Here is a 15,653-nt window from a genome sequence, read left to right on the forward strand (position 1 = left end):
ATTCAAAAGGGGCTTCCCGCAAGGGCAGCCCCTTTTTCATTTGTGCCGCAACCATGGCCTGACGATGCCCGACCGCATGAAGCCTGATTTCCCCACAGCAAGCGTAGCCGTGATCGGCGGCGGTCCAGCGGGCCTGATGGCCGCCGAGGTGCTGGCTGGCGGCGGCGTGCACGTGGACGTCTATGACGCCATGCCTTCGGTGGGGCGCAAGTTTCTCATGGCGGGCAAGGGCGGCCTGAACATCACTCATTCCGAACCCCTGCAGCACTTCCTCACCCGCTACGGGGTGCGCCGTGAACTCATCGCGCCCATGCTGGCGGCCTTCGGGCCGCAGGCTCTGTGCGAGTGGATCCATGGTCTCGGCATCACCACCTTTGTCGGCAGTTCCGGCCGGGTGTTTCCCGCCGACATGAAGGCGGCACCCCTGCTGCGTGCCTGGCTGCATCGCTTGCGCATGGCCGGGGTGCGTCTGCATGTGCGCCACCGCTGGCTGGGCTGGGACAGTGCGGACGCGCTGCGTTTCGCCACGCCGGCGGGAGAGCAGCGGGTGCAGGCGGATGCCGTAGTGCTGGCGCTGGGCGGCGGCAGCTGGGCGCGGCTGGGCTCCGATGGCGCCTGGGTGCCGCTGTTGTTGCAGCGTAATGTCGATGTCGCACCTCTACAGCCGTCCAACTGCGGTTTCGATGTGGGCTGGAGCGACTACTTCCGCACGCACTATGCCGGTCAGCCGGTGAAGCCGGTGGTGGTGAGCTTTGCCGGTGAGCGCCGGCAAGGTGAACTGGTGATCACCGAGCAGGGCATCGAGGGCGGCGTGGTCTACGCCCTGTCGGCGTCGCTGCGGGAAACCATCGCGGCCGAGGGGCGGGCCGTACTGTGGCTGGATCTCGTACCGGGCCGGGACGCGTCCCGCCTGGCGGCAGACCTGGCGCGGCCGCGCGGCGGTGACACCCTGGCCAAGCACCTGCGCCGCCATGCCGGCATCGAAGGGGTGAAGGCCGGTCTGGTGCGGGAGTTTCTGTCGGCGGAGGTGTTGGCCGATCCGGCGCGGCTGGCGGCCGCACTCAAGGCTCTGCCAGTACCCCTGGTTGCGCCGCGCCCGCTGGATGAGGCCATCAGCAGCGCCGGTGGGGTGAGATTTGAGGCCTTGAACGCGCACCTGATGCTGCGCAGTGTCCCTGGGGTGTTTTGTGCCGGCGAGATGCTGGACTGGGAGGCGCCGACGGGCGGTTATCTGCTGACCGCCTGCTTTGCCAGCGGCCGGGCGGCAGGGCAGGGGGTATTGGACTGGTTGGCGGGGCAGTGAGACAAAGGCCGCAGGGCGGCCTTTGTCTGTGCGGTGTTTACTTGCGGTTGACCGCTTCGATCTGCTGCTTGTGCTGGGCGACTGCGGCCTGCCCCTGGCGTTCGGCCTGTTTGGCCAGCTTCACGGCCTTGTCGAAATCCTTTTCCTCAACCGCCTTTTTGGCATCCTCGATCATCTTGGCGGTATCGCGCCATTCATAACCCACGGCGGCTGCAGCGGCACGGCTGGACTCGGCGGCAGCGATGGCGGCGGCGGCCTGTTCCGCATCGGCCGGCTTGGCCGTCTGCGTGGCGCAGCCGGCGCCGAGCAGGGTGGCGGCGGCCAGGGCCAGGATAATTTTGCGCATCTTCTCTCCTCCAGTGGTTTTGTTATCGCAGGGACGTGGAATAAGTGGCGATAGCGAGGGGGATTATTCCACTTATCGAGGCGGGGTATCGAGTTGTTTACCACGGCCGGGCGGAACCGTATAATCGCCCGTTTATTTACCGACACACTCCTTAAGGCGGATCGTCTATGCGCATTGTTCAGGAAGCCCTTACCTTCGACGACGTTTTGCTGGTCCCGGCCCATTCCACCGTCCTGCCCAAGGAAGTGGACCTCAAGACCCGATTGACCCGCGGCATCACCCTGAACCTGCCCCTGGTATCCGCCGCCATGGATACCGTGACCGAAGCCCGTCTGGCCATCGCCATGGCGCAGGAGGGCGGTATCGGCATCATCCACAAGAACATGACCACCGAGCAGCAGGCCACCGAGGTGCGCAAGGTCAAGAAGTTCGAGAGTGGTGTGATCAAAGACCCCATCACCGTGGCCCCCACCGCCAGTATCCGCGAAGTGCTGGAACTGACCCGTGCCTATGGCATCTCCGGCGTGCCGGTGGTCGACGGCAGCGGCCTGGTGGGCATCGTCACCCACCGTGACCTGCGCTTCGAAACCCGCTATGACGCCCCGGTTTCCACCATCATGACCCCCAAGGCCAAGTTGGTGACGGTGAAGGAAGGCGCGGAAAAGGAGGAGGTCAAACGTCTGCTGCACGAGCACCGCATCGAGAAGATTCTGGTGGTCGACGATGCCTTCCGTCTCAAGGGCATGGTCACTGTCAAGGACATCCAGAAGGCCACTGACAAGCCCAACGCCTGCAAGGACGAGCACGGTCGCCTGCGCGTCGGTGCCGCCGTTGGCGTCGGCGCCGGCACCGATGAGCGTATCGCCGCCCTGGTCGAAGCCGGGGTGGACGTGATCGTGGTCGACACCGCCCACGGCCATTCCCAGGGCGTGCTGGATCGGGTGCGCTGGGCCAAGAAGAACTTCCCCGACCTGCAGGTCATCGGCGGCAACATCGCCACCGGCGCCGCAGCCCTGGCCCTGGTCGAGGCGGGTGCCGACGGCGTCAAGGTCGGCATCGGCCCCGGCTCCATTTGCACCACCCGTATCGTTGCTGGTGTCGGCGTGCCGCAGATCACCGCCGTGGCCAACGTGGCCGAGGCCCTGGCCGGCACCGGCGTTCCGCTCATCGCTGACGGTGGCATTCGTTACTCCGGCGATCTGGCCAAGGCCATCGTGGCGGGTGCCTACTCGGTGATGCTGGGCGGTATGTTCGCGGGCACCGAAGAGGCCCCGGGTGAGGTGGAACTGTTCCAGGGCCGCTCTTACAAGTCCTACCGCGGCATGGGTTCGCTGGGCGCCATGGCCTCCTCGCAGGGCTCGTCCGATCGCTATTTCCAGGAAGGCAACGAGGCCGACAAGCTGGTACCGGAAGGCATCGAGGGCCGCGTGCCGTTCAAGGGGCCGCTGCAGCCGGTGATCCACCAGCTGATGGGTGGTCTGCGTTCCTCCATGGGCTATACCGGCTGCAAGAACATCGACGAGATGCGTACCAAGCCTCAGTTCGTGCGTATCACCGGCGCCGGTATCAGTGAGAGCCATGTCCATGACGTGCAGATCACCAAGGAAGCACCCAACTACCGCGTTTGATGGTTCTTACCGGCACCGACCAAGGCCGCCCTTAGGGCGGCCTTTCATTTTGTGTGATCAAGCGCTGATATTGAGATATTTATCTCAATAATCGTGTGGACATTGCGTTGCGATGGGGGTAGTGTTTTGGGCGGCGGGCGCAGAGCGTCTGCGGCAATGCGCCAAAAGGGAATGGCGTATCCGACCCTATCGAATGGATCTCCGCTACGCAACAGGAGATGACATGAACCGGCACGAACACCTCAGTTCCCCTGCCCACGCGGGCACGTCCTCGCCCAGCGACTCTACGATCGATGACGGGCTCAGCGAACTGCTCGCCGAAGACCTGCTGCCCGAGGAGTGCGACGCGTCGCATCTCCCCAGTTTTTCCGTTTGACCCGCGTGGGCCGTGGATTAAGGACGGCCTGAATAAGTCCCCCTGGACTCTTCAGACCAAGGCGTGTCCGTGTGCCGCCTCAATCCGGCCGGCGTGCACGCAGGCAGGCCCTTAGCGGTGCCGGATGGCCTTCAACGGTGAGGGCCGGGTTGTGCGGGTCGAGGAAGTCTGCCAGCGACTCAAAGTGCATCCAGTCGGTGCGGCGCTGTTCCTGCGGCGTGGTGGGCGATACGTCCAGGGTGGCGATATCCGTGAACCCGGCCTCCCGCAGCCAGCGGGCCAGCAGGGGAACCGCAGGGATGGCGTGGACGTTCTTCATCTTTGCGTAACGCTCGGCCGGGTGCAGTACTGCCTCCGTATTTCCCTCCAATACCAGCCCCTCCAGCACCAGTTCTCCCCCTGGTCTGAGGTGCCCGTGCAGGCGCCGCAGGTGCTCCAGTGGGTCGCGGCGGTGGTACAGCACCCCCATGGAGAAGGCGATATCGAAGGCCGCGCAGTGCTCCGGCAGCTCCTCGAACTTGAGCGGCAACACGTAGTTGGCCTGGGCGCCGAGATAATGGCGCATAGCAGCGTATTGCATGACATAGCGCAGCGTCGGATCGACGCCGAACACCAGGTGGGCACCGGCACCGAGCATGCGCCAGCCGTAATAGCCGTTGCCGCAACCCACGTCCAGCACCGTCTTGCCGGCCAGGTCCAGGTGCTGCGCGACGCGGTTCCACTTCCAATCGGAGCGCCACTCGGTATCGATGTGCAGGTCAAACAGGCAAAACGGTCCCTTGCGCCAGGGATGCAGTTCCTGCAGCAGCCGGGTCAACTGTGCGCGGGTGGCAGTGTCGGTGTCCCGCCCGCTGCCAATGCGCAGGCAGTCGGCGCTCAGGTCGATGGATGACGGTGTAATGGCGGGGAGTGCCGCCAGCACCTCGTACCAGTGCGGCAGGTCGCCGTGGCCGGCCGGATCCAGCGCCTGTACCAGCCGCGGTTCGAGTTGGGTGCGCCAGGCAGCGAGCGGTGTTGGCGCCAGCGCCTGCCACAATCGGTCGTATGAAATCATCGGACGGCGATGAGGGCGGCAAAATTGAAGGCCTGAAACCAGGGCCAGACCTGGCTGAAGCCTGCCGCACGGAGGCGGGCGCGATGCTCCTCCAGGGTGTCGGGTAGCAGTACCCGTTCCAGTGCCGCCCGCTTCTGGCTGATCTCCAGTTCTGAATAGCCATTGGCGCGCTTGAAGGAGAGATGCAGGCGTTCCTGCTCTGTTTGCTCGGCCGGATCTGCAAAACGCAGTTTCTCCGCCAGAAGCAGCACACCACCGGGCAGCAGCCCGGCATGAATGCGTCGCAGCAGCGGCAGACGCACCGCCGGTTCGATGAATTGCAGGGTGAAATTCATCACCACCACCGAGGCCTGTTCGATGGCAATGGCCTGAATGTCGGCACATACCACCTCTACCGGGGTGGGGGCTTGGTCTGCCTCGATATTTTCGCGGCAGCGTTCAGCCATGGCTGGGGAATTGTCGACGGCAATGATGCGGCAACGGGGCTGGCCGATACGCCGCCGCATGGCCAGGGTGGCGGCGCCCAGCGAACATCCCAGATCATACAGTTGGCTGTCCGGCTGGGCGTATGTGCCGGCGACAAGACCGAGCAGGCCAGTCAGCGTGCCGTAGCCCGGTACCGACCGGCGGATCATGTCGGGAAACACCGCGGCCACGCGCTCGTCGAAGGCAAAGTCTGCCATCGGCTCATGGGGCACGGCGTAGATCGTGTCTTTACGGGAATCGCTGCTCATGATGGGTAAGGGAGGATAGAACGGAAAGTATACCATCGGCCCTGGGGGGGCTCGTATGGACTGAACCGTACTAGGATGGCGTTGGCCGGTATGCGGCGGGGCACGGTCTTGCTATCTTATCCGGTACAACTCTTACAAATACGCCAAGGAGTCGCCTTGACATGACGTCAGCTGCCAACAAGCGCGCCCACCCCCGCTATCCGGTCAGACTCGATGCCCTCGCCGTTTCACCGCAAGGACGCAATCTTGAGTGCGTCGTCGAGGACTTCTGTCAGGGCGGCATGTTCATCACCTTTTACCCCCAGGCCGCACACGCCACGCACTGGAGCAATGGCGAGCGCATTGATATCCGTTTCCCTCAGGCGGGTGGACAGGTCTTTACGCTGTCGGGGCGCATCGCCCGCGTCGTCGATATCGGCGTTGGCGTCAGCTTCACCCAATTGGACGGCGCGGCCTTTCAATATTTGATGAGCCGGGCGCGGCAGGGTACGACGGCGGAGCCCACCAGCCGTGCCGCGCCCGACGCACGTTTTGCGGCGATTATTGGTGCGTGCCGGGACAAAACCCATGCCTTCCTGGAAGCCTTGGTGGACGATTTCGTCATGGAGGGTTCTGACAACCTCAACCGGGCCGATGAACTGTCGAAAAAGAACTGGCGCGGCATCATTGAGGCGCAGCAGAAATTGCGCGACGGGCGCCGCACGCTGCAGCAGTGTTACGTGGCGGCCATCATGGATGAGTTCGACAACAAGGGTAAACCACTCAAACAGCAAGCGGTGGACGATAGTTCCGAACTGTCTCTGGTGGCAGATGACGAATTCCAGAACTGGCTGACCGTGACCACCTTGGTCACCAAACTGGAGGCCCATAACGAAGAACTGCTGTTTGCGCTAGAAAATCGCCTGGGGCTGATACTGAACCGGCCGCTCAACCGCCAGACCAACCCCCTGGGTCCTTTGATGCTGGCACAACGCTTTCAGGAGTGTTTCGACGCGTTGCGCTTGGATGAGGATATGAGATCGCCCATTTTCAAGGCCTTCGAGGACTATAGCCAGGCCAGGTTCGGACTTTTCTATGAGCAGATCAATAGTTATCTCAAAGACCAAGGCGTTTTGCCTGAGCTGAAAAAAGATTTTCATTTGGTGAAGAAGCCGGGGGCTGCTCACAAGCCACCGCCGCCATCGCCTGGCGTGGAACCGCCGGCAGGAGAGGCCGGACAGCAGGATGCCGCAGCCGACTCGGGGTATGGTGCGCCCGCCTATGGCGCGTCGGCTCCAGCGGGTGGGCAGGCTTCAGCGGCCGGGTATGGTCCTGTGACCGCTCCGAGTGGGCAAGCCCCAGTCGGCGGGTATGCTCCTGCGCCGGGTGGCATGACCGCAGCAGCCCCACACGGCGTTGCGGCTGCTGCACAGGGGGGGTATGGGGCCGCCGCCGTAGGTTACGGGCCCGAGCCCTCGCCCTATGCGGCGGCCAATGAATTGCTGCAGCTGGAGCGTGCTGCCATTCAAGCCCAGCCAGGCATGGCCGGGCGTCCCGCCGCGGGTGAGGTGGCTGCCGCCGGGCCACAGGCCGGTGCGGTCGGACATGCAGCGCATTTCTCCCCGCAGGAATTGAACAACGGTTTGGCGCATCTCCAACAGCAGGGCATCAGCATTCGTCACCTGCGTCAGCAGGGGACGACCCTGGCGTCGCGCCTGTCCCAGATACTGACTGAGCAGGCCGGTGGCGACACCTCCAAACAGCTGCCGGTGGAGACGCAAGACAAGCTGGAGGTGACTGAGAGCCTGCTGTCGTCCATCCAGACCGATGCCATTGCCGATACTCACCTCAAGAACTGGTTCGAGAGCGTGGAGCTGCCCTTTATCAAGATGGCGCTCAACAATGAGCATGTGCTGCAGGATCGCGCCCATCCCGTACACCATCTGTTCAACACCCTGGACCAGCTATTCCAGATGTTGCCGCCGGAGAAGGCCGAACTGCGCAAGCAGATGGTGAACAAGGTCGAGTCGGCGCTGCAAAGCCTGAGTGAGGAATCCGGCGGCGACCCCAAGGTATTGGATGAGGCGGTCAACTCCCTCAACCAGCTCTATGGCGAGCAGTCGGAAGAATACCGTCGCAAGGTGGAGGAGGTTATCGCCAAGTGCAAGGCCGAGCCCAACCAGCGGCAGATGACACTGGACATGTTGGAGGATATCGACCGTGTGTTTGATATGGCGCCGGGCCGCCAAATTCCGCGGGTAGTGCTCGAGCTGCTCGATGCTGGCTGGAAAAATCTGTTGTGGCGCCACTGCCAGCGTGACGGCATGAAGGGGGACGGCTACCGCGGCGCCCGTGCCACCATGGAGCAACTTATGGCGCGTCTGCAGGGCAAGCCCTTCAAGGGACCCAAGATGGAATGGCCTAACCACAAGCTGGTAGAAGAGGTCAGCAAGGTTCTCGAGCGTCTCAACAAGGATGATACCCGGAGTCTGGTGCTAGTGTCGGAGTTGATCTCCGAACTCGAACAGGCCAAACAGGATCCGAGCAAGATCACCCGCATCAAGAAAGGCCCCATCGCACAGTTGATGCTGCAATCCTGGGAACAGGAGAAGCAGGCGCTGAAGCCGGTGGACCTGTCCAAGGCGGAGTGGGCGCGCTGGCTCAAGCGGGTGGAGGCATTGGCCGACGGCGATCTCGTTTCCTATAAGAGCGATAAGGAGGAGCTGCAGCAGCAGAAACTGGTGTGGTCTGATCGCAAGTGGGGGCGCTACGTATTTGTCGACCGCGAGGGTAACAAGGGGCTGGATGTACGGCCGGAAGAGATCGCTGCCCTGATGTCGCGCGGTCGCATGCTGATCCTGGAAGGTTGGGACCGGCCGCTCATGGACCGTGCCACCTACACCATGCTGCAATCAATCCATGATCGACTCATCGAGCAGACCAATCATGATGCACTGACCAGTCTGATGAATCGGCGTGGCTTTGAAACCGAGATGGAGAATCTGCTGAATCGGGCCAAGAAGGATGGCAGCAACAATGTCCTTTGTTATTTTGATCTCGATCGTTTCAATGTCATCAATGTAACCTGCGGTCATGAGGCCGGCGATGAGTTGCTGGGTAACCTGTCCGATCTGTTGCGCCGCAAGCTGGGGCCGGACACGGTTGTCGCCCGCCTGGGCGGCGATGAGTTCGGTGTACTGCTGGAAGGGTGTGACCGCGAGCAGGGCATCAAGCGATCTGAAGATATCCGGCGTGCCATCAATGAGTATCATTTTCGCTGCGAGAACAAGGAATTTGTGGTCGATGCCAGTTTTGGCGTGGCTTCTATCGACCCGCAGCGTGATTCGGTGCGTACCCTGCTGGCCGCAGTGGACTCGGCCTGTTTTGCGGCCAAGGAGGCCGGGCGTGGGCGTGTTCAGTTCTATGACCCAGACAGTGAAATCATCCTCAAGCGTCAGGGGGTCATGGAGTGGGTCGGTCGCATCAACAAGCTGTTTGATGCCGGGCTCATCCAGCTGAAATGCCAGAAGATCGCCTCGCTCAAATTTGCCCATGAGCATCCGCGCTATGAAATCCTGCTGCACGTGCATAACGAACAGGGTGAACTGGTGTCGTTGGATCAGTTCGTTCTGTCGGCGGAAATTTATAATCGTATCCTGGATATCGATCGCTGGGTGGTTGACAAGGTGTTCGAGTGGTTGCGTGCCAATAGGGGCAAGCTCAATACCATCAACTCCATCTCGGTAAATCTTTCCGGCCATTCCATCGACGATGAGGCTTTCATGGATGAGTTGGTACAGCGACTGGAGGATGCCGAGGTTCCCAGTCATCAAATCTGCTTCGAAATCACCGAAACGGCAGCAATAGGCAACATGGAGCGGGCCGTCTACTACATGCGTCGTCTGCGCCAGGCGGGCTGCCAGCTGGCATTGGACGATTTTGGCTCCGGCCATGCTTCGTATTCCTATCTGAAGTCGATGCCGGTGGATTACCTCAAGATCGACGGCCAGTTCATTCGCAACATAAGCACCAACGTTTTTGATTACTCAGTGGTCAAATCCATCCACGAAATGGCCCATGCCCTGGGCAAGCGCACTATCGCTGAATTCATAGAAAATGAGGTGGCGCTGGACAAGCTGCGCAAGATTGGCGTGGATTTTGGCCAAGGCTACATCATCGAGAAGCCGATACCGCTGGATGAACTGGTTCTGGGGGCGAAAAAGTAACCGACTTGAATGGGGCGGCGAGATCACGGATGATCTGCACCCCTGAATATCACCTGCCCAGCCGCCGAGCCAGCCATCTGCCATGTCCATCAATATTCACGCCGACCGCATCCTGATCCTTGATTTCGGGTCCCAGTACACCCAGCTCATTGCCCGCCGGGTCCGCGAGGCTGGGGTTTATTGTGAGCTCCACTCCTGCGATATGACCGACGCCGATATCCGCAGCTTCGATCCGCGCGGCATCATCCTCTCTGGCGGTCCGGAGACGGTGACCGTAGAGGGGACCCCGCGCGCCCCGCAGGGGGTGTTCGACCTGGGCGTGCCGGTACTTGGCATCTGCTACGGCATGCAGACCATGGCTCAGCAGTTGGGCGGTACGGTGATGGCAGCAGACCATCATGAATATGGCTATGCCCAGGTGCGTGCCCGTGGTCATACCCGTCTGCTCAAGGAGATCGAGGACCACACCAGCGCCGAGGGCTACGGCCTGTTGGATGTGTGGATGAGTCACGGCGATCAGGTCACCACGATGCCGCCTGGTTTTACGCTGATGGCGAGCACTGATTCCTGCCCTATCGCCGGCATGGCCGACGAGGCACGCGCCTTCTACGGCGTGCAGTTCCATCCCGAAGTGACCCATACCCGTCAGGGCATGCGCATCATCAATCGCTTCGTACACGACATCTGCGGCTGTGCCGCCCTATGGACGCCGGACCAGATCATTGACGACGCCATCCGTGCCGTGCGCGAGAAGGTGGGCAGTGATGAAGTACTGCTCGGTTTGTCCGGTGGTGTCGACTCCTCGGTAGTGGCTGCTTTGCTGCACAAGGCCATAGGTGACCAACTTACCTGTGTATTTGTCGATAACGGCATGCTACGCCATCGCGAAGGTGACCAAGTGATGGCCACCTTCGCCGAGCACATGGGCGTGCGCGTGATCCGTGTCGACGCGGAGCAGCGTTTCCTGTCCGCGCTGGCCGGTGTTACCGACCCGGAGAAGAAGCGTAAGATCATCGGCAACCTGTTCGTCGAGGTGTTCGAGGAAGAGGCCGCCAAGCTGAAGAACGCCAAGTGGCTGGCACAGGGCACTATCTACCCCGATGTCATCGAATCGGCTGGTGCCAAGAGCGGCAAGGCCCACCTGATCAAGTCACACCACAATGTTGGTGGTCTGCCTGAGCATATGAAGCTCAAACTGCTGGAGCCGTTGCGCGAGCTTTTCAAGGACGAGGTACGCAAGATTGGCGTTGAGCTGGGCCTGCCCTACGAAATGGTTTACCGGCATCCCTTCCCGGGGCCTGGCCTCGGCGTGCGCATCCTGGGCGAGGTGAAGAAGGAGTATGCCGATATCCTGCGTCTGGCCGACCATATCTTCATCGAGGAGCTGCGCAAGGCGGATCTGTACGACAAGACCTCGCAGGCCTTCGCCGTGTTTCTGCCGGTGAAATCGGTGGGGGTGACGGGTGATGGCCGCCGCTACGAATACGTGGTGGCGCTGCGGGCGGTGGAAACCATTGACTTCATGACGGCGCGCTGGGCACACCTGCCCTATGAGTTCCTCGAAAACGTATCGCGCCGCATCATCAATGAGGTGAAGGGCATCGCCCGCGTGGTGTACGACATTTCCAGCAAGCCGCCCGCCACCATCGAGTGGGAATGATGCGACAGGGGCCGGGGACTCGGAGCCAGAGTCTGGGGACGCGGGACGCATGCACGAAGTCATTCTGATCACCGTTTCCGGCCGTGACCAGCCGGGGATCACCGCTGCACTGACCGCGGTGCTGGCGTCCTATGATGTCAATGTGCTGGACATCGGCCAGTCGGTCATTCACGACACCCTGGCGCTGGGGCTGCTGGTCGAGATGCCCGCGGACGCCGCCGGCTGTGCGGTATTCCGCGACCTGCTGTTCACTGCCCACCGCCTCGATCTCACCATCCGGTTTCTGCCCATCGGTGCTGCCGAATATGAACAGTGGGTTTCGGCGCAGGGGCAGCCGCGCCACATCATTACCCTGCTGGGACGCAAGATCAGCGCGCGGCATCTGGCCAGGGTTTCCGAAGTGGTGGCGGAGCAGGGCCTGAATATCGACAACATCACCCGCTTGTCCGGTCGCATCTCGCTGCAACATCCGGAGCCGAAGCGTATTGCGTGCGTCGAACTGTCGGTGCGTGGCGCGACATCTGATCTGACGGCATTGCATGCCGCCTTCCTGCAGGTATCGCAGGAGTTGGCGGTGGATATCGCCATTCAGGAGGACGACATCTACCGCCGTAGCCGCCGACTGGTGTGCTTCGACATGGATTCCACGCTGATCCAGGCCGAGGTAATCGATGAGTTGGCCAAGGTGGCCGGGGTGGGCGCGGAGGTTGCTGCCATCACCGAGGCGGCGATGCGTGGTCAACTGGATTTTGCCGAGAGTTTCCGCCGCCGCCTCGCGCTGCTGCAGGGGATGGATGAAGCGGTGTTGCAGGGGATTGCCGAACGGTTACCCATTACCGAGGGCGCCGAACACCTGATCACGACCCTCAAGCGCTTTGGCTACAAGGTGGCAATCCTGTCCGGCGGGTTCACCTATTTCGCCGAGCATCTGCAGCGCAAGCTGGGCATTGACTACATCTATGCCAACCAGCTGGATTTTCACGCCGGCAGGCTGAGCGGCGAGGTCAAGGGCGAGATTATCGATGGCCAGGCCAAGGCACGTTTGCTGCGCGAGCTGGCGGCGCGGGAGGGGATTTCATTGCAGCAGGTGATTGCCGTGGGCGATGGCGCCAATGATCTGCCCATGCTGTCCATCGCCGGTCTCGGTATCGCCTTTCACGCCAAGCCCATCGTCAAGCAACAGGCGCAGCATTCCATCGCTACTCTGGGCCTGGACGCCATACTCTATCTGCTCGGTATGCGTGAACGCGATATCGACGCATGAGCAGCGCAGAAGAAGACGCCTGTTGGATGCGCCATGCCTTGGTATTGGCGCAACGTGCCGCGGCAGAGGGTGAGGTGCCGGTGGGCGCCGTGGTGGTGAAGGATGGCGTTGTCATCGGCGAGGGTTGGAACCGTCCCATCGCCGCCCACGATCCCACGGCCCATGCGGAGATCCAGGCGCTGCGCGCCGCGGCACTGCACATCGGCAATTACCGTCTGACCGATACCAACTTGTACGTTACCCTGGAGCCCTGTGCCATGTGTGCCGGGGCCATGGTGCATGCCCGCGTGCGCCGCGTGGTGTACGGTGCCTCTGACCCGCGTACCGGCGCAGCCGGCAGCGTGTTCAACCTGTTGCAGTCGGTCCAGCTCAATCATCAGGCCGAGGTCTGCGGCGGGGTGCTGGCGGAGGAGTGCGGCGCCTTGTTGCGCGAGTTCTTCCGGGCGCGGCGTTGAGGTAGGCCGCTGATGGTCAATCAAAGTGCCGGATTGGCCAGCAGCAGGGCGGCGGGCAGGGTGATGGGCGGCGGCTTCGGTGTGTTGCGTTCGATGTTCCAGGCGAGGATGTCGTAGTAGCTGCGGATATTCTCCACATAGCGCACCGCTTCATTGCCGCGCGCGTAACCATAGCGGGTCTGGCTATACCATTTACGCTTGTGCAACAGCGGCAGGTTTTCCTTCACATCCATCCATTTGTCCGGATCGCCACCACGTTGCTGGGTGATGATGCGAGCGTCTTCCAGGTGACCGTAACCGATATTGTAGGCAGCCAGTGCCAGCCAGAAGCGATCGCGGCCGTTGATGCGTTCGGGCAGGCGGTCGAGGAGTGATTTGAAGTAGCGTGAACCGCCTTCAATGCTCTGGTCCGGATCGGTACGTCGTTCCACTCCGAGGTCGCGGGCGGTGACCTGGGTCAGCATCATGATGCCGCGCACGCCGGTCGGTGAGACGGCGCGCGGATTCCAGTGCGACTCCTGATAGGCCATCGCGGCAAGCAGGCGCCAGTCCAGATTGTTGTCACTGGCTGCGGCTTCAAACTGAGGGCGGAACTGCGGCAGGCGTTGTTCGATGTGGCGCATGAAGGTGCGGGTGCCGACGTAGTCGAAATCGTTGACGTGGCCGTAGTGCTTCTCCACCAGGCGGGCGAGTTGGCCACCTTCATGTAGGCGCTGGAAGTACTCCGTCGCTGCCACATGCAGGCTGTCGTCACGGAAGCGGGGAAAGGCCCAGGCCAGAGGTTCCGGCTCGGTAAGATTGAAGGCAATGCGCAGTTCGGGCAGGAAACGCTGATTGAGCGCCACTTCGTGGGAATCGGCCACCGCATAATCGATGACCCCTTCGTAGAGCAGGGACAGCAGTTCCTCGCTGCCGAGTTCGGTATTTTCTGTCCAGTTCAGGTGAGCGTATTCGCTTTTGAGTCGGGTCAGGTTCTCGGCATGGCTGCTGGCGGCGAGTACCTCCAGATGGCCGTTGATTTTCTCGATGGAGGCGGGGCGGGGAGTGCCACGTCGATAGACCAGTTGTTGGGTGATTTCCTGATAGGGCGGGGTGAAACGCAGCCACTGCCGGCGCGGTTCGGTCACCGTCAGACCGGCGGCAGCAAAATGGGCCTTGCCTTCCGCCAGCTGGCGCAACACTTCGCCCACATTGTTGGCCACCACCAGCCGGAGGCGCACCCCCAACTCGTCGGCGAAACCGCGCACCAGGTCGTACTCCATCCCAGTGGGGCCGTCTGGCCCTTCGTAATAGGTGGTGGCGGTGTTGCTGGTGATGACCACCAGTTCGCCCGTGTGCAACACCTGCTCCAGTTCATTGCGCGGCTGGGAGCAACCGCCAATGAGTTGGAGCAGGAACAGCCCGCCCAAGGCGGCGGCATAGCGTCGTCGTTGTCGGTGCATACGGTGATCCGGGCTAGGGTTGGATTGGAAATATAGCATCCGCCGGTTGTCGTTATCCGGCCGGAAGTGTATCTTTAGCCCCCTTTCGGAGGGGTACCGAAGCGGTCGTAACGGGCTCGACTCGAAATCGAGTTGGGGCTTTACCGCCCCACGAGGGTTCGAATCCCTCTCCCTCCGCCACTTCATTTCCGGCCGCGTCGCCACTTCATGTGTAAAAAGCCATGAATATCAAAGCGTTGTTGCGACAAGTGCGGCCAGGCTCGCGGTGCGGCTATCGCTTGGTCAGCCGCTGGCGGAATAAAGTTCCGGCGCTGATGGGCTAGAGTGTGCTGGAGTTCCTTGCTTTTACCCGTTTTGATGCCCATTTTTGCTGCTATCCCACGGACCTGCGCCTGGAGTACCCGATGTACCGTTTTTTGTCCGCCGTAGTGTTGTGTACCACCCTGCTGCCGGCCCAGGCCGAGCAGCTGATGGTCACCTTTGGCGGTGAATATTTCTCCTGGCGTGAATACGATGGCGACAGCAGGCTACTGGAGGAGACCGGGCTGCGTCATTTCGTCGGCCTGGACGCCGCGTCGGTGCCGGCGGCAAACTGGGTGTATGGCCTGCGCAGCCGCCTCTATCTGGGGCGGGTGGCCTATGATGGCCAGACCCAGACGGGCGATCCGCATACCACGGCTACCGACTACCTGGGTTGGACGGCGGAACTGGATTTTACCCACCGCTTTCTTTCCTCCCCGGCTGCGCCCCAGTCCTGGGGCATTACCTTTTCCTTCGGCTACGATTCCTGGTTGCGCGCGCTGCGCGACAAGGGCAGCGTGTATGGTTACGAGGAGCGTTATGACGTGGGCTACGGCCGGCTGGGTGCGGTATTCAGCGGTGCGCACGGTTGGTCAGTACAGGGCGGGGTGAAGTTGCCTTTTTATACCAGCGAGACCGTGGGCCTGACCCGGCTGGGGTTCGACAGTGACCCGACCCTCAAGCCCAAGCCCGACTACAGCCTGTACGCCTCGGTCAACTATCGCCTCAACCCGCGTTGGGATTTGGGGGGCTATTACGACAGCTACCGCTTCCGCCCCTCGGACGGCGCCCTGGTGAGCCATGGTGCTTCTTTGTACAACGTCTATCAGCCCAAGAGCCAGCAGGATACCCTCGGTTTTTACCTGAACTACCGTTTCTGACGGCC

At 61.8% G+C, this 15,653-nt stretch carries 12 protein-coding genes and 1 tRNA gene; 9 read left to right on the forward strand and 4 right to left on the reverse strand.

Annotated elements, in window-relative coordinates; all coding sequences use genetic code 11:
- Positions 1 to 76 precede the first annotated feature (76 nt).
- Positions 77 to 1,303: a TIGR03862 family flavoprotein gene (locus tag ACMV8A_RS00590; protein ID WP_495323779.1), complete on the forward strand. Its 1,227-nt coding sequence runs from the start codon at positions 77 to 79 to the stop codon at positions 1,301 to 1,303.
- A gap of 37 nt (positions 1,304 to 1,340) precedes the next feature.
- On the opposite strand, the gene ACMV8A_RS00595 is transcribed toward ACMV8A_RS00590, so the two are convergent.
- Positions 1,341 to 1,649: a SoxXA-binding protein gene (locus ACMV8A_RS00595; protein WP_495323780.1), complete on the reverse strand. Its 309-nt coding sequence runs from the start codon at positions 1,647 to 1,649 to the stop codon at positions 1,341 to 1,343.
- 167 nt (positions 1,650 to 1,816) lie between these two features.
- Between ACMV8A_RS00595 and guaB the strand changes: the two genes are divergently transcribed.
- Positions 1,817 to 3,277 (forward strand): IMP dehydrogenase, encoded by a 1,461-nt coding sequence (gene guaB / locus ACMV8A_RS00600; protein ID WP_495323781.1) that lies wholly within the window; start codon positions 1,817 to 1,819, stop codon positions 3,275 to 3,277.
- A 223-nt stretch (positions 3,278 to 3,500) separates the two neighbouring features.
- Entirely contained in the window at positions 3,501 to 3,653 is a 153-nt protein-coding gene (locus ACMV8A_RS00605; protein WP_495323782.1) for a hypothetical protein, read from the forward strand.
- A 79-nt stretch (positions 3,654 to 3,732) separates the two neighbouring features.
- On the opposite strand, the gene cmoB is transcribed toward ACMV8A_RS00605, so the two are convergent.
- Together cmoB and cmoA are read right to left on the reverse strand one after the other, a co-directional pair.
- A complete protein-coding gene (gene cmoB, locus ACMV8A_RS00610) occupies positions 3,733 to 4,707 on the reverse strand; it encodes a tRNA 5-methoxyuridine(34)/uridine 5-oxyacetic acid(34) synthase CmoB (RefSeq protein WP_495323783.1) in 975 nt (324 codons plus the stop codon).
- Positions 4,704 to 5,441, reverse strand: coding sequence for a carboxy-S-adenosyl-L-methionine synthase CmoA (gene cmoA, locus ACMV8A_RS00615; protein WP_495323784.1), 738 nt, complete (start codon positions 5,439 to 5,441; stop codon positions 4,704 to 4,706). The genes cmoB and cmoA overlap by 4 nt, the downstream gene beginning before the upstream one ends.
- Positions 5,442 to 5,602: 161 nt before the next feature.
- Here cmoA and ACMV8A_RS00620 point away from each other — a divergent pair, with 161 nt between their 5' ends.
- The 4 genes from ACMV8A_RS00620 (at position 5,603) to tadA (ending at position 13,025) form a co-directional block, all read left to right on the forward strand.
- Positions 5,603 to 9,646 carry a DUF1631 family protein gene (locus tag ACMV8A_RS00620; protein ID WP_495323785.1) on the forward strand — a complete coding sequence of 1,348 codons (4,044 nt, stop codon included), beginning with the start codon at positions 5,603 to 5,605 and terminating at the stop codon, positions 9,644 to 9,646.
- A gap of 82 nt (positions 9,647 to 9,728) precedes the next feature.
- Positions 9,729 to 11,306, forward strand: coding sequence for a glutamine-hydrolyzing GMP synthase (gene guaA, locus ACMV8A_RS00625; RefSeq protein ID WP_495323786.1), 1,578 nt, complete (start codon positions 9,729 to 9,731; stop codon positions 11,304 to 11,306).
- Between the two features lie 49 nt (positions 11,307 to 11,355).
- Positions 11,356 to 12,570: a phosphoserine phosphatase SerB gene (gene serB / locus ACMV8A_RS00630; RefSeq protein WP_495323787.1), complete on the forward strand. Its 1,215-nt coding sequence runs from the start codon at positions 11,356 to 11,358 to the stop codon at positions 12,568 to 12,570.
- Positions 12,567 to 13,025 carry a tRNA adenosine(34) deaminase TadA gene (gene tadA, locus ACMV8A_RS00635; RefSeq protein WP_495323788.1) on the forward strand — a complete coding sequence of 153 codons (459 nt, stop codon included), beginning with the start codon at positions 12,567 to 12,569 and terminating at the stop codon, positions 13,023 to 13,025. The genes serB and tadA overlap by 4 nt, the downstream gene beginning before the upstream one ends.
- A gap of 20 nt (positions 13,026 to 13,045) precedes the next feature.
- Here the strand turns inward: tadA and mltF are convergent, their stop codons facing one another.
- Complete coding sequence (mltF, locus tag ACMV8A_RS00640; protein ID WP_495323789.1) at positions 13,046 to 14,467, reverse strand: membrane-bound lytic murein transglycosylase MltF; 1,422 nt, start codon at positions 14,465 to 14,467, stop codon at positions 13,046 to 13,048.
- An 87-nt stretch (positions 14,468 to 14,554) separates the two neighbouring features.
- Here mltF and ACMV8A_RS00645 point away from each other — a divergent pair.
- Positions 14,555 to 14,647: transfer RNA gene (locus ACMV8A_RS00645), tRNA-Ser, on the forward strand.
- Between the two features lie 224 nt (positions 14,648 to 14,871).
- Positions 14,872 to 15,648, forward strand: coding sequence for a hypothetical protein (locus tag ACMV8A_RS00650; protein ID WP_495323790.1), 777 nt, complete (start codon positions 14,872 to 14,874; stop codon positions 15,646 to 15,648).
- The last annotated feature ends 5 nt before the right edge of the window (positions 15,649 to 15,653 follow it).

It is taken from the genome of Sulfurivermis sp. (assembly GCF_059410345.1).

Coding starts and splice junctions, on each gene's coding strand:
- ACMV8A_RS00590 (WP_495323779.1), top strand. CDS start 77: ATGAAGCCTGATTTCCCCACAGCAAGCGTAGCCGTGATCGGCGGCGGT.
- ACMV8A_RS00595 (WP_495323780.1), bottom strand. CDS start 1,649: ATGCGCAAAATTATCCTGGCCCTGGCCGCCGCCACCCTGCTCGGCGCC.
- guaB (WP_495323781.1), top strand. CDS start 1,817: ATGCGCATTGTTCAGGAAGCCCTTACCTTCGACGACGTTTTGCTGGTC.
- ACMV8A_RS00605 (WP_495323782.1), top strand. CDS start 3,501: ATGAACCGGCACGAACACCTCAGTTCCCCTGCCCACGCGGGCACGTCC.
- cmoB (WP_495323783.1), bottom strand. CDS start 4,707: ATGATTTCATACGACCGATTGTGGCAGGCGCTGGCGCCAACACCGCTC.
- cmoA (WP_495323784.1), bottom strand. CDS start 5,441: ATGAGCAGCGATTCCCGTAAAGACACGATCTACGCCGTGCCCCATGAG.
- ACMV8A_RS00620 (WP_495323785.1), top strand. CDS start 5,603: ATGACGTCAGCTGCCAACAAGCGCGCCCACCCCCGCTATCCGGTCAGA.
- guaA (WP_495323786.1), top strand. CDS start 9,729: ATGTCCATCAATATTCACGCCGACCGCATCCTGATCCTTGATTTCGGG.
- serB (WP_495323787.1), top strand. CDS start 11,356: ATGCACGAAGTCATTCTGATCACCGTTTCCGGCCGTGACCAGCCGGGG.
- tadA (WP_495323788.1), top strand. CDS start 12,567: ATGAGCAGCGCAGAAGAAGACGCCTGTTGGATGCGCCATGCCTTGGTA.
- mltF (WP_495323789.1), bottom strand. CDS start 14,467: ATGCACCGACAACGACGACGCTATGCCGCCGCCTTGGGCGGGCTGTTC.
- ACMV8A_RS00650 (WP_495323790.1), top strand. CDS start 14,872: ATGTACCGTTTTTTGTCCGCCGTAGTGTTGTGTACCACCCTGCTGCCG.